Source organism: Caulobacter sp. 05T431 (assembly GCF_056665975.1).
In genome coordinates this window covers 19,294-32,287 of sequence record NZ_JBFTKU010000014.1, presented here as the reverse complement: position 1 = coordinate 32,287, position 12,994 = coordinate 19,294, and the positions used below count along the sequence as shown (strand labels likewise).

General features: G+C 72.1%; 14 protein-coding genes and 1 riboswitch. Of the genes, 11 read left to right on the top strand and 3 right to left on the bottom strand.

The window, feature by feature from the left end:
• Position 1: 1 nt before the first annotated feature.
• On the bottom strand, positions 2-787 hold the full coding sequence (locus tag AC1U89_RS14035; RefSeq protein ID WP_479900307.1) for a TOBE domain-containing protein: 786 nt from the start codon (positions 785-787) through the stop codon (positions 2-4).
• Between the two features lie 141 nt (positions 788-928).
• Here AC1U89_RS14035 and modB point away from each other — a divergent pair, with 141 nt between their 5' ends.
• Complete coding sequence (modB, locus tag AC1U89_RS14030; protein WP_479900306.1) at positions 929-1,600, top strand: molybdate ABC transporter permease subunit; 672 nt, start codon at positions 929-931, stop codon at positions 1,598-1,600.
• A gap of 65 nt (positions 1,601-1,665) precedes the next feature.
• On the opposite strand, the gene AC1U89_RS14025 is transcribed toward modB, so the two are convergent.
• Both AC1U89_RS14025 and cobU read right to left on the bottom strand, forming a co-directional pair.
• Entirely contained in the window at positions 1,666-2,553 is an 888-nt protein-coding gene (locus tag AC1U89_RS14025; RefSeq protein WP_337684764.1) for a TauD/TfdA dioxygenase family protein, read from the bottom strand.
• 90 nt (positions 2,554-2,643) lie between these two features.
• Complete coding sequence (cobU, locus tag AC1U89_RS14020) at positions 2,644-3,159, bottom strand: bifunctional adenosylcobinamide kinase/adenosylcobinamide-phosphate guanylyltransferase (RefSeq protein WP_479900305.1); 516 nt, start codon at positions 3,157-3,159, stop codon at positions 2,644-2,646.
• A gap of 49 nt (positions 3,160-3,208) precedes the next feature.
• A riboswitch (cobalamin riboswitch) is annotated at positions 3,209-3,408 on the top strand.
• A gap of 108 nt (positions 3,409-3,516) precedes the next feature.
• Here cobU and AC1U89_RS14015 point away from each other — a divergent pair.
• The 10 genes from AC1U89_RS14015 to AC1U89_RS13970 are packed head-to-tail and all read left to right on the top strand — an operon-like array spanning position 3,517 to position 12,994.
• The gene (locus tag AC1U89_RS14015; protein WP_479900304.1) at positions 3,517-5,445 is read left to right on the top strand and encodes a TonB-dependent receptor plug domain-containing protein; all 1,929 of its coding nucleotides are present in this window, start codon (positions 3,517-3,519) and stop codon (positions 5,443-5,445) included.
• 2 nt (positions 5,446-5,447) lie between these two features.
• Complete coding sequence (gene cobD / locus AC1U89_RS14010; protein WP_479900303.1) at positions 5,448-6,431, top strand: threonine-phosphate decarboxylase CobD; 984 nt, start codon at positions 5,448-5,450, stop codon at positions 6,429-6,431.
• Positions 6,431-7,051, top strand: coding sequence for a cob(I)yrinic acid a,c-diamide adenosyltransferase (cobO, locus tag AC1U89_RS14005; RefSeq protein ID WP_479900302.1), 621 nt, complete (start codon positions 6,431-6,433; stop codon positions 7,049-7,051). The genes cobD and cobO overlap by 1 nt, the downstream gene beginning before the upstream one ends.
• Positions 7,048-7,902: an ABC transporter substrate-binding protein gene (locus AC1U89_RS14000; RefSeq protein ID WP_479900301.1), complete on the top strand. Its 855-nt coding sequence runs from the start codon at positions 7,048-7,050 to the stop codon at positions 7,900-7,902. Before cobO ends, AC1U89_RS14000 begins: the two co-directional genes overlap by 4 nt.
• A complete protein-coding gene (locus AC1U89_RS13995) occupies positions 7,899-8,879 on the top strand; it encodes a FecCD family ABC transporter permease (RefSeq protein ID WP_479900300.1) in 981 nt (326 codons plus the stop codon). Before AC1U89_RS14000 ends, AC1U89_RS13995 begins: the two co-directional genes overlap by 4 nt.
• Positions 8,876-9,685: an ABC transporter ATP-binding protein gene (locus tag AC1U89_RS13990; RefSeq protein WP_479900299.1), complete on the top strand. Its 810-nt coding sequence runs from the start codon at positions 8,876-8,878 to the stop codon at positions 9,683-9,685. The genes AC1U89_RS13995 and AC1U89_RS13990 overlap by 4 nt, the downstream gene beginning before the upstream one ends.
• A complete protein-coding gene (gene cbiB, locus AC1U89_RS13985; protein WP_479900298.1) occupies positions 9,678-10,622 on the top strand; it encodes an adenosylcobinamide-phosphate synthase CbiB in 945 nt (314 codons plus the stop codon). Before AC1U89_RS13990 ends, cbiB begins: the two co-directional genes overlap by 8 nt.
• 28 nt (positions 10,623-10,650) lie before the next feature.
• A complete protein-coding gene (gene cobT, locus AC1U89_RS13980; protein ID WP_479900297.1) occupies positions 10,651-11,712 on the top strand; it encodes a nicotinate-nucleotide--dimethylbenzimidazole phosphoribosyltransferase in 1,062 nt (353 codons plus the stop codon).
• A gap of 17 nt (positions 11,713-11,729) precedes the next feature.
• On the top strand, positions 11,730-12,488 hold the full coding sequence (cobS, locus tag AC1U89_RS13975; RefSeq protein WP_479900296.1) for an adenosylcobinamide-GDP ribazoletransferase: 759 nt from the start codon (positions 11,730-11,732) through the stop codon (positions 12,486-12,488).
• Positions 12,485-12,994 (top strand): tyrosine phosphatase family protein, encoded by a 510-nt coding sequence (locus tag AC1U89_RS13970; protein ID WP_479900295.1) that lies wholly within the window; start codon positions 12,485-12,487, stop codon positions 12,992-12,994. Before cobS ends, AC1U89_RS13970 begins: the two co-directional genes overlap by 4 nt.

Sequence of the window (12,994 nt, the reverse complement as noted above, 5' to 3'; positions counted from 1 at the left end):
CCTATTCGACGGCGAGGATGACGTTGGAGGGGGCGACGGCCGCCACGGCGCGCTCGCCCATGCCGGGCGCCGCCAAGACGGGCACGGTCGCGACCAGGGTCTTGCCCCCGGACAGGCTCAGGCTGATCTCGCTGACCTCGCGCCCGTCCTCGCGGTCCACCACGGTCCCGACCAGGCGGTTGGCGGTCTCTTCCAGCGGGCCGTCGTCGGCCAGGACGACGAAGCTGGACTTGATCAGGGCGATGGCCGGCTTGCCGAGCGCCAGGCCCAGCTCCTCGCGACTGTGGCGGGTGATGATCGACGCGATCTCGAGGCCGCCGCCCAGGTCGAGCGTGACCTTCGCGGTCACCTCGCCGTCCTCGATCGCGACGACGGTTCCGCGCAGGGCGTTGCGGGCGCTGGTGCGCAGACCCAGGCTCCAGAACAGGTCGCCCAAGTCGGCGTCCGGGGCGGCCAGACCTGCTTCCAGGCGCGACAGGGCCGCGCCGATCTCGCGCTCCACCTCGCGGAACGCCCGGATCACGGCCTGGCCGCGCGGCGTGACGACCGCCGCCCCGCCGGCCTTGCCGCCGGCGTTGGCGATCACCAGGGGCGCGTCGAACAGGTTGTTCAGGGCCTGCACCCCGTCCCAGGCGCCCTTGTAGCTTAGGCCCAGTTGCCGGGCGGCGGCGCTTATCGATCCCAGGCCCTCGATGGCCTCGATCAGGGCGACGCGCTCCTGGCCCACCCGCGCCAGCCCGCCGCGGCGCAGGATCAGCGAAGCGCTCAGATCGCCGTCGTTGGACATCGGAACCTCATGCGCGCCGTCCTGACCTGGGCCGTGACCTAGGCGCGAAACCTCGTTATGTAAATCGACTACATAACCCAAGGTCCGGTCACCCCGAAACCATGCCGCCCCTGCCGCCGATCAAGATCGAGACCCGCTGACATGCTCGAGATCGCATGGCTGACGGCCAAGCTGGCGGGGATCACCACCGTCCTGCTGCTGGTCCTGTCCACGCCCCTGGCCTGGTGGCTGGCCCGGGGGCGGTCGCGCTGGCGGACGCCGATCGGGGCGCTGGTGGCCCTGCCGATCGTCCTGCCCCCGACCGCCCTGGGCTTCTACCTGCTGATCGCCCTCGGCCCGCAAAGCCCGCTGATCGCCCTGCTGCACCCGTTCGGGGTGCGCACCCTGGCCTTCACCTTCCAGGGCCTGGTGATCGGATCGCTGATCTATTCGCTGCCGTTCGCCGTCCAGCCGCTGCGCAACGCCTTCATCGCCGTGGGCGACGAACCGCTGGAGGCGGCCGCCACCCTGGGCGCCTCGCCCTGGAACGCCTTCCTGAGGGTGGCCCTGCCCCTGGCCCTGCCCGGCTACGCCGTGGCCGCCCTGCTGGTCTTCGCCCACACGATCGGCGAGTTCGGCGTGGTGATGATGCTGGGCGGCGGCATCCCGGGCCAGACAGAGGTGCTGTCGATCGAGATCTACCGCCTGGTCGAGGCCCTGGAATGGGACAAGGCCCACCAGCTGGCCGGCGCCCTGCTGGCCTTCGCCTTCCTGGTGATGCTCAGCCTGTTGCTGATGGAACGCCGGGTCGAGGGGCGTGCGTCGAAGGCCTGATACTCACAGAGTTATCCACAAGCCCTTGGCGCGAAAAGCTATTCCACGGCCAAGCTCAGATCGCGTCAGAACGGGACGTCGCCCTGGATCGTCACCCGCTCGACGATGCGCTCCTGCGGCCAGTAGTCGAGGATGGCGTAGTGCTGGGTGGCGCGGTTGTCCCAGAAGACGATGGCGTTGGGCGTCCAGCGGAAGCGGACCTGGTATTCGGGAGTCTTCACCCGCTCCAGCAGTTCGGCCAGCAGTTGGGCGGCTTCGTCCTCGGGCAGGCCCAGGATCCGCGTCGTGAAGACCTTGTTGACGAACAGGTGCTTCTCGCCGGTCTCGGGATGGGTGCGGACCACGGGGTGGGCCTGCACCGGATGGGCGGCGCGCAGCTCCTGCCGCTTGGCCTCGTCCACCCGGTAGCCGTAGCTCTGCAGGATGTCGTGCTCGGCCTTCAGGTCGGCGATGCGGTCCTTCAGCTTGTCGGGCAGGTCGCGATAGATGGCGGCGGTGTCGGCGAACAGGGTGTCGCCGCCCAGCGGCGGCATGTGCCGCATGCGCAGCACTCCGCCCATCGACGGCGCGGGGCGGAAGGTGACGTCGGTGTGCCACTTGTTGGCGGCGCGGACGATCGGCACGATCTCCTCGCGCAGCTTCATGCCGTCGGCGGCCTCGATGTGCAGGATTTCGGGGAAGCCGGGCACGTGGGCGGTGACAGGATGCCCCTCCAAATCCCCGAAATAGCGGCCGAAACGGACATGATCCTCATGGCTGATGTCCTGGTCGCGGAAGAACACCACCTTGTGCCGCAGCAGCGCCGTGCGGATGGCCGCCACGCTCTCCGGCGTCAGCGGCTGGCGCAGGTCGACGCCTGAGATCTCGGCCCCGAGCACCGTACCGGCGGGCGTCACGGTGAGACCGGCGTAGTCAGGCGTTTCCGAAGCGGTGATCGGGGTAAAGGCGTTCATGGCGTCCTCCCGGAGCGCCGCCCATCCGCGTGAGCGACGGTTGTTATCCACACCCTAGACGTGGAATTCCGGCGCTCAATCGAGTTTTTCTCATTTCAGCCGCAGGGTGAGGCCGGCCACGACCAGGGTCACGGCCTCGGCGGCCTGGGCCAGGGCCTGGTGCAGCCGCCCGGCCTCGTCGCGGAACCGCCGGGCCAGGGCGTTGTCGGGCACGATGCCGAACCCGACCTCGTTGGACACCAGCCACAGCGCCCCTTCGAACCGCCCGACCACCGCGACCAGTTCGGCCGCCGCCTTCGCCAAATCGCGGTCGTCCAGCATCAGGTTCGACAGCCACAGGGTCAGACAGTCGACCACCACCACGTCGCCGGCGACCAGGCCGTCCAGCGCGGCGGCGAGGTCCATTGGCGCCTCGACCRTGGTCCAGGCCGATCCCCGATCCTCGCGGTGCCGCGCGATGCGCTCGGCCATCTCCGAATCGAAGGCCTGGGCCGTGGCCACCATCACCAGCCGGCCGCCCGTTTCCGCCGCCCTGGCCTCGGCCGCGCCTTGCGCGAAGGCGCTTTTACCGGATCGGGCTCCGCCCAGGACGAGGGTGAACGACAAGACGCGCTCCAGATTGCCAGTCAGATTGACCGTGTGCGGCGCAACATATAGTGCAGCTCTCGCGACAGGTTCCTCGAAAGAGGATGAAAAGGGAACTCGGGTGCGAAACCCGGGCTGCCCCCGCAACTGTAAGCGGCGAGCCCGCGTGTCACATGCCACTGGCCCTTCTTTTCGGAGAAAGGCTGGGAAGGCGACACGCACCGGCAATGACCCGTGAGCCAGGAGACCTGCCCGTCGCGGTCGTCCTTCGTCCGGCCGGGGTGCGCCGAACGATGGGGTTCTTCCCCCGTGGCGACATCGTCTGGCCGGCCCGAATCCTCGGGCTTGCCTTCGTTGCTGCGCACGGAGGACCTGAACATGCGCTCGATTTCCGTCCTGGCCCTGGTGGCCGCCCTTCCCGCCCTCGCTGCGCCGGGCTTCGCCCTGGCCGCCGAAACCTTGGACGACGCCAACGCCGTCGACCAGGTGGTCGTCACCGCCGGCCGCGCCGCCGACAAGCTGTCGGAGACCCCGGTCAGCACGACCGTTATCACCGCCGAGATCCTGCGCCAGCGCCAGGCCGTGGTGGTGTCCGACCTGCTGTCGCGCACGCCCGGCGTCACCGTCACCCGCAACGGCGGCGTGGGCGGCTCGACCCAGGTGCGCATCCGCGGCGCCGAGACCGACCAGACCGCCGTGCTGATCGACGGCGTCAAGCTGAACGACCCCTCGTCGACGGGCGGCGGCTACAACTTCGCCACCCTGCTGGCCGGCGACGTCGACCGCATCGAGGTGCTGCGCGGTCCCCAGTCCACCCTGTGGGGCAGCCAGGCCATCGGCGGCGTGGTCAGCATGATCACCAAGACCCCGGACGGTCCGCTGTCAGGCGACGCCACGGTCGAGGGCGGCTCGCGCGCCACGGCCTACGCCCGCGTCGGCGTCGGGGCCGGCGGCGACTGGGGCGGCTGGCGACTGGCGGCGGGGTCCTACACCACCGCCGGCGTCTCCAACTTCGACGAGGCCATGGGCGGCAAGGAGAAGGACGGCTACCACAACACCGCCGTCAGCGGCCGCCTGGACCTGAAGGTCGCCGAATGGGCGACGGTGGACGCCCGGCTGTCCTACGCCGCCGGCCGCAACGAGTTCGACGGCTTCCCCGCCCCGGCCTTCGCTTTCGCCGACACCGCGGAGTACGGCAAGACCAAGGAACTGGTCAGCTATCTGGGCACGCGCCTGACCAGCTTCGACGGCGCCCTGGAGAGCCGGATCGGCTACTCGTACACCCAGACCGATCGCGACAACTACAACCCCGACCAGGCCGTCACCACCAAGACCTTCGACGCCCGGGGCACCGACAACAGCCTGGAATACCAGGGCACCTGGACGATCAATCCGGTCTGGCGCGCGGTGTTCGGCGCCGAGACCGAGCGCACCTGGTTCCGCACCGCCGCGCCGTCCGACTTCGACCCGAACCCCACGGCCGACCGCCACGCCACCGGAATGGACAGCGTCTATGGCCAGTTGCAGGCCAAGCCCGTCGCGGGCCTGACCCTGACCGGCGGCGTCCGCTACGACGACCACGACACCTTCGGCAGCGCCACCACCTTCCAGGCCGGCGCCACCTGGACCCCGAACGACGGCGCCACGATCTTCCGCGCCAACTACGGCGAAGGCTTCAAGGCCCCGTCGCTGTACCAGCTGTACAGCGACTACGGGAACACGGCCCTGAAGCCTGAAGAGGCCAAGAGCTGGGACATCGGCGTCGAGCACAGCGTCCTGGACGGCCGCCTGCGCGGTTCGGTCACCTATTTCAACCGGGACACCACCAACCAGATCGACTTCCTGTCGAACAACATCCCGCCCAACTTCGGCGGCTACGCCAACACCGCCAAGACCCAGGCCGACGGCGTCGAGGTGGAGGGCAGCTTCGAGGTGAATTCACTGCTGACCCTGTCGGCCAACTACACCAACATGGACGCGGTCAATAAGTCGGCGGGCGCCAACTACGGCAAGGACCTGGTGCGCCGGGCCGGCGAGACCGCCAACGCCGACGCCGAGCTGAGCCTGCCGAACGGCCTGACCGCCGGGGTGACGATGCAGTATGTCGGCCACAGCTTCGACAACGCCGCCAACACCCGGCGGCTGAAGAGCTACGTGCTGACCGACGTGCGGGTCTCCTACCCGATCAACGACACGTTCGAGCTGTACGGCCGGGTCGAGAACCTGTTCGACCAGCAGTACGAGACCCTCTACCGCTACGGGACCCTGGGTCGCGGCGCCTTCGCCGGCGTGCGGGCGAGGTTCTAACCATGGCGACGCCGGCGGCCCTGCTCGGCCACGGCGGACGCCTCGGCGCGGCGCGGACGGCCTGGCCGGACGCGCCGACGCCCTGGATCGACCTGTCGACGGGGATCAACCCCCACCCCTATCCGGTCCCGGCGTTCGCGCCGGAGACCTGGTCGCGGCTGCCCGATCCGGAGTCCCTGCGGGCCCTGGAACGGGTCGCGGCGGCGGCGTTCGGGGTCGAGGACCCCGCGCGGGTCGTCGCGGGGGCCGGCAGCGAGGCGTTGATCCGCCTGCTGCCGCACCTGCTCGAAGGGCGGCGGATCGCGATCTCGGCCCGCACCTACGGCGGCCACGCCGAGGCCTGGCGCGCGGCCGGCGCCGAGATCGTCGCCCCCGGCGACCGGTCGGCCGACCTGCGCGTCCTGGTCAATCCGGACAATCCGACCGGCCGCCTCCTGCCGCCCGACCAAGTCCTGGACCTGGCCGACGGAGCACTGCTGGTCGACGAGGCCTTCGTCGATGTCGATCCGTCCGGGTCGGTCGCCTCGCAAGCCGGGACGTCCGGCTTCGAGCGGCTGATGGTCCTGCGCTCGTTCGGAAAGTTCTACGGCCTGGCCGGCGTGCGCCTGGGCTTCCTGATCGCCGAGCCGGCCCTGGCCGCCCGCGTCCGCCAGGCGCTGGGCGACTGGCCCGTGCCGGGGCCGACGATCGCCGCCGGCCTGGCCGCCTATCCCGACACCGCCTGGGCGACCCAGACCCGGCTGCGCCTGATCGAGGACACCGTGCAGCTGGACCGCCTGCTCCGCGCCGCCGGGTTCGAGATCGCCGGCGGCGCGACCCTGTTCCGCCTGGCGCGGGCCGCCGACGCGCCGCGCCGGTTCGAGGCCCTGGCCCGGGCCGGCATCCTCACCCGCCCCTTCCCCTGGGACGAGACGCTGATCCGCTTCGGCCTGCCCGGTCCGAAAGCCGACTGGCTCCGCCTCGCCGACGCCCTGGAGACCCTCTGATGAGCGACGACCTGAACGCCCAAGACCGCAACGCCAAGCACGCCGAGGCGATGAAGGCCCTCAAGGCCGAGCGCGACGCGATGATGGAGACCAAGACCCTCGCGAAGGGACTGCTGCTGGTCCACACCGGCGACGGCAAGGGCAAGTCCTCGGCCGGCTTCGGCATGGTGGCGCGCAACCTGGGCTGGGGCCTCAAGGTCGGCGTCGTCCAGTACATCAAGGGCAAGTGGAAGACCGGCGAGCGCCTGTTCTTCAGCAAGTTCCCCGACCAGGTCCGCTACGAGGTGATGGGCGAAGGCTTCACCTGGGACACCCAGGACCGCGAGCGCGACGTCGCCGCCGCCCAGGCCGCCTGGCTGGTGTCGCAGGAGATGATCGCCGACCCCAAGCTGGACTTCGTGCTGCTGGACGAGATCAACATCGCGCTGCGCTACGACTATCTCGACATCGACGAGGTGGTGGCGGTGCTGAAGGCGCGGCCCGACGACAAGCACGTGTGCCTGACCGGCCGCAACGCCAAGCCCCAGTTGCTGGAGATCGCCGACCTGGTCACCGAGATGACCCTGGTCAAGCATCCGTTCGAGCAGGGCTTCAAGGCCCAGCGCGGGGTCGAGTTTTGACCGGTCTCACACGACGCGCGGCGGTCGGAACCGGCCTGGCGGCGGGCTTTGCCGGCGGCGTCGCCGGCGCCCGCGCCCTGCCGCGCGTCATCTCGCTCAATCCCTGCCTGGACGCGGTGCTGGTCCACGTGGCCGACCGCGCCCAGATCGTGGCGCTGAGCCACTACGCCCGCGATCCGCAGCAGTCGAGCATCGCGGCGATCGCCCGCACCTATCCGATCACCTATGAGAGCGCCGAGGAGGTGATCGCCCTGCGGCCCGACGTGGTGCTGACAGCCGCCCACTCCTCGCCCGCCACCCGCGCGGCCCTGAAGCGGCTGGGCATCCGCACCGAGCTGTTCAAGGTGCCCAACAGCTGGGTCGAGAACCAGGCCCAGATCCGCCGCATCGCCGAGGCCGCCGGCCATCCCGAGCGCGGCGAGGCGCTGATCGCTCGGGTCGAGGCGGCCATGGCCAAGGCCGCGCCGCCTCCGGGAACCCGCCCGGTCACCGCCCTGGTCTTCCAGCCCAACGGCTTCGCCGCCGGTCACGGCACCCTGGTCGACGAGATGATGCGCCGCGCCGGCTTCGTGAACGTCGCCCAGCGCTACGGCCTGAAGAAATGGGGCAACGTCTCGCTGGAACGGCTGCTGGCCGATCCGCCCGAGGTGCTGCTGGCCGGCCAGGCCGCGCCCAACGCGCCGACCTGGGCCGAACGCATCCTCAACCACCCGGCCCTGGCCAGCATCTCGCCGCGCATGACCCGGGCGGTGTTCCCCGAGCGGCTGCTCTATTGCGGCGGTCCAGGCCTGATGGACACCGCCGCCGCCCTGGCCGCCGCCCGCCGACAAGTCCTGGGAGCCACCGCATGACCAAACGCCTGCTGTTGCTGGGCGGGCTCTGCCTGCTGGTGCTGCTGCTGAGCGGCCTGTCGCTGATGGCCGGCCGCGTCTGGGTGCCGTGGAGCGCCTGGTCGTCGGCCGGCCACGATCCACGCTGGGCGATCATCTTCGAGCTGCGCCTGCCCCGGACCGTCCTGGCGGTCGCGGTCGGCGCCGCCCTGGGCCTCTCCGGCGCGGCCATGCAGGGCTACACCCGCAACCCGCTGGCCGATCCCKGCGTGCTGGGCGTGTCGTCCATGGCGGCCCTCGGGGCGGTGATGACCATGTATCTGAGCCTGGGCCTCTCCACGCCCTGGCTGCTGTTCGTCGCCGCCATGATCGGCGCGATCGTCGGCGTCGCGGTCATGCTGGTGCTGGCGGGCGGGACCAGCGGCGCCATCACCTTCATCCTGGCCGGGGTGATCCTCAACACCGTCGCCAGCGCCGGCGTCGCCCTGGCGCTGAGCCTGGCCCCCAGCCCCTGGGCGGCGCAGGAGATCATCAACTGGCTGCTGGGTTCGCTGGCCGACCGCAGCGCCGACGACGTCTGGCGGGCCCTGCCCTTCATCGCCGTCGGCTCGGGCCTGATGCTGTTCCTGGGCCGGGCGCTGAACGCCCTGACGCTGGGCGAGACCGGCGCCAAGGCCCTGGGCGTGGACCTGAACCTGACGCGCGTGCTGCTGGCCGTCGGTGTGGGCCTGGCGTCCGGCGCCAGCGTGGCGGTGACCGGCATGATCGGCTTCGTCGGCCTGATTGTGCCGCACCTGATGCGGCCGCTGGTTGGCCACCAGCCGGGCGCCCTGCTGGCCCCCAGCGCCTTGGCCGGAGCGGTCCTGGTCCTGGCCGCCGACATCGTGGTGCGGCTGACGCCCTCGGCCGCCGAGGTCCGGCTGGGGGTGGCCATGGCCGCCGTGGGCGGGCCGTTCTTCCTGGCCCTGCTGATCTCGATGCGCCGGAGGCTGGCATGAAGGAGAGCGGCCTGAAGGAGAAGGGCATGAACGACCTCGTCGCCGAAACCCTGACCGTCGCCCTGGGCGGCCAGGCGGTGCTGGCCGGGGTGAGCGCCCGGTTCCGCCCGGGAGAGGTCACGGCCATCGTCGGTCCCAACGGCGCGGGCAAGTCGACCCTTCTGGCGTGCCTGGCCGGACTGCGCCGCCCCGACGCCGGCCGGGTGTCGCTGGGGATCGAGCCGATCCTGGCCCTGGGCCATCGCGACCGCGCCAAACGCATCGGCTTCCTGCCCCAGACGCCCGAGGTGGCCTGGGCGGTGGATGTCGAGACCCTGGTCGGGCTGGGCCGCACCCCGCATAGCGGCGCACGGGGCCTCAGCGACGCCGACCACGCCGCCGTCCAGGCCGCCCTGGTCCGCACCCGCATGACCGGCCTGGCCCATCGCGACGTCCTGACCCTCTCGGGCGGCGAGCGGGCCCGCGCCCTGCTGGCCCGGGTGCTGGCGGGCGAGCCGTCGTGGCTGCTGGCCGACGAGCCGCTGGCCGGCCTCGATCCCGGCCACCAGCTGGACACCGTCSACCTGATGCGCGCCTTCGCCGTCGAGCACGGCCACGGCGTGGTCATGACCCTGCACGACCTGGGCGTGGCCCTTCGCCTGGCCGACCGGGTGCTGGTGCTGACGGACGGCGTCCTGATCGCCGACGCAGCGCCGGCGGCCGCCCTGACGCCGGCAGTGCTGAAGCAGGCCTACGGCGTGGACGCCGCCATCGTGCCCGGCGCGGCCGGTCCCCTGATCGAGCTGATCGGCCGCGCGGATGGATGAGACCACGCCCTGGCCCTGGGTCGCGGCCCTGGCCCTGGGCCTGGAGGCGGTGCTGGGCTATCCGGCCGGCTTGAAGCATCCGGTCGCCTGGCCGGCCGCGCTGATCGAGGGCCTGGAGCGGCGCTGGAACCAGCCGACCGCCTCGGACACGCGACGCCGGGCGCTGGGCGTGGTCCTTGTCCTGCTGCTGGTCCTGGCCGCCGCCGCGCTGGGCGCGGCGGTGCACCTCGCCCTGGGCGCCAGCCTCCCGGCCCTGACCCTGATCGCCCTGGTCGCCACGACGGGCCTGGCCCAGCGCAGCCTGCACGACCACGTCGCCGCCGTCCTGGCGCCGCTGCGGGCCGGCGACCTGCCGGCGGCGCGCGCGGCGGTCGGCCGGATCGTCGGGCGCGACACCGAGGCGCTCGACGACGAGGGCGTGGCGGCGGCCGCCCTGGAGAGCCTCGCGGAAAGCTTCAACGACGGCGTCGTCGCCCCCGCCCTCTGGCTGCTGATCGGCGGCCTGCCGGGCCTGTTCGTCTACAAGAGCGTCAACACCGCCGACAGCCTGGTCGGGCACATGGAGCCGCGGTGGCGCGCGTTCGGCTGGGCCTCGGCGCGGACGGACGACCTGCTGAACCTGGTCCCCGCGCGACTGGCCGGCGCCCTGATCGCCCTGGCCGGCGGCGGCGGCTGGCGGACCATGCTCCGCGACGCCCGCAAGCACGCCTCGCCCAACGCCGGCTGGCCCGAGGCCGCCATGGCCGGCGCGCTACGCGTCCAACTCGGCGGCGAGGCCCGCTATGACGGGCAGATCGTCGCCCGCCCCCTCTTCGGCGACGAGCCGCGCCCGACCGCCGACGACCTTGAACGCGGCCTGAAGCTCTATCGGCGCGCCTGCGCCCTGCTCTGGCTGATCCCGCTGGCGACCGGCCTGATCATCGCCCTCGCCCCATGATCCTCCCTCGGCTATCCAAGATCCTGTCATGACCACGCTTTCCGCCCTCACCGCCGCCATCACCCCGGTCGACGCCGCCCTCGAACCGGCCCTGCGCGCCCTGCTGGACGGCAAGGCCAAGCCGCCCGGATCGCTGGGACGGCTGGAGGACMTGGCCGTGCGCATCGGCCTGATCCAGAACCGGCTGGACCCGCGCATCGCCCGCACCGACCTCTATGTCTTCGCCGGCGACCACGGCCTGACCGCCGAGGGCGTCTCGGCCTATCCGTCCAGCGTCACGGCCGCCATGGTCGGGCTGTTCCTGTCCGGCCGGTCCAGCGTCGGCGCCCTGGCGCGGGCCACGGGCGTCGAGGTCCGGGTGGTGGACGCCGGGGTCGACGCCGACCTGCCCGACCACCCCGAGCTGATCGCCGCCAAGATCCGGCGCGGGACCCGCAACGCCGCCCGCGAACCGGCCCTGACGCCGGACKAGGTGCTGGCCGCCCTCGTCAAGGGCGCCGACATCGCCCGCTCGGCCGCCGCCGCCAACGGTCAAAAGGGGGGCGCCGACGTCATCGCCCTGGGCGAGATGGGCATCGGCAACAGCTCGTCCGCCGCCCTGATCATGCACCGCCTGGCCAATGCGCCGCTCGAGGTCTGCGTCGGCCAGGGCACGGGCCACGACGCCGCCGGCCTGGCGCGCAAGCAGGCCGGCATCGCCCGCGCCGCCTGGCGCTCCGACGCGACCCAGCCGCTGGACGTCCTGGCCCAGTTCGGCGGCTGCGAGATCGCCATGATGGCCGGCGCCGTGCTCGGCGCGGCCTCGATGCGGAGGGTGGTCCTGGTCGACGGCTTCATCAGCACCGCCGCCGCCCTGGCCGCCATCCGCCTGGTCCCCGCGACCCTGGACTATTGCGTGTTCGCCCACGGCTCGGCCGAGCGCGGCCACCCGCTGATGCTGCGCACCCTGGGCGTGCGGCCGCTGCTGGACCTGGATCTGCGGCTGGGCGAAGGCACCGGCGCGGCCCTGGCCGCCCCGCTGCTGGTGGCGGCCGCCAACCTGCTGACCGACGTCGCCGCCCTGGCCGACGTCTTGGCCGCTCCCGATTGATGGGCCGCCCCCGATTGATGCCGCGCCAGCTGAAGCTGTTCTTCTGCGCCCTGCAGTTCCTGACCCGGCTGCCGGCCCCGTCGTTCGCCGACTTCCAGCCGGACTGGATCACCCGCGCCGCCCGCTACTATCCGGTGGTCGGGCTGATCGTCGGCGCGATCAGCGCCGGGGTGCTGCTGGCGGCGGGACAGCTGTGGAGCGGCCTGCTGCCCGCCCTGCTGGCCGTGGCGGCGGGGGTGCTGGTCACCGGCGGCTTCCATGAGGACGGCCTGGCCGACACCGCCGACGGCCTGGGCGGCGGCCAGACCCCGGCCCGCCGGCTGGAGATCATGAAGGACAGCCGGGTCGGGACCTACGGCGTCCTGGCCCTGGGCCTGACCCTGGCCATCAAGGTCGCCGCCCTGGCGACCCTGCCCCTGGCGACCGCCGCCCTGGCTCTGGTCGCCGCCCATGGCGCGGGCCGGGTCGCCGCCGTGGCGGTCATGGTGCTGGGCCGCCATGTCAGCGACCGCGACGACGCCAAGTACAAGCCCGCCCCCGACGGCGTGCGGCCCTACGAGCTGCTCATCGCCGCCCTGCTCGGACTGTGGCCCCTGGCGCTGCTGGGCTGGACGGGCCTGGCGGGCGCGGCCGTCGGCGCCGTCCTGGCGGCTGTCCTGGCCCTGACGGCCCGGCGGCTGATCGGCGGCCACACCGGCGACGTGCTGGGCGGGATAGAACAGGCCTGCGAGCTTGGTGTTATGCTGGGCGTCTCAGCCCTGATGGCGACGCGATGACTCTGTTCGTCTGCCCGCTCAGCCAGGTCGAGACGGCGCGGGCCCTGCATCGCCCCTCGCACCTGGTCAGCCTGTTGTCGCCGACCGGAGAGGCCGTCTGGCCGACGTCGGACCACGGCGGCTCCCACCTTCGCCTGGCCTTCCACGACATCGCCGAGCCGCGCGAAGGCTTCACCGCCCCCGACGCGGACCTGGTCGCGCGGCTGCTGGACTTCGCCGCCGGCTGGGACGCCGCGCGGCCGATGCTGGTGCACTGCTGGGCCGGGGTCAGCCGCTCGACGGCGGCCGCCTTCATCGTCGCCTGCCAGCGCGGACCCGACCGCGCCGAGCGCGACATCGCCCAGGCCCTGCGCGCCGCCGCGCCCTACGCCACGCCCAATCCGCTGATGGTGAGCCTGGCCGACGCGGCGCTGGGCCGAGGCGGCCGGATGTCGGCCGCCGTCGCCGAGATCGGCCGCGGCGCCGACGCCTTCGAGGGCGCGCTGTTCGAGCTGCCCTTAAGGTGA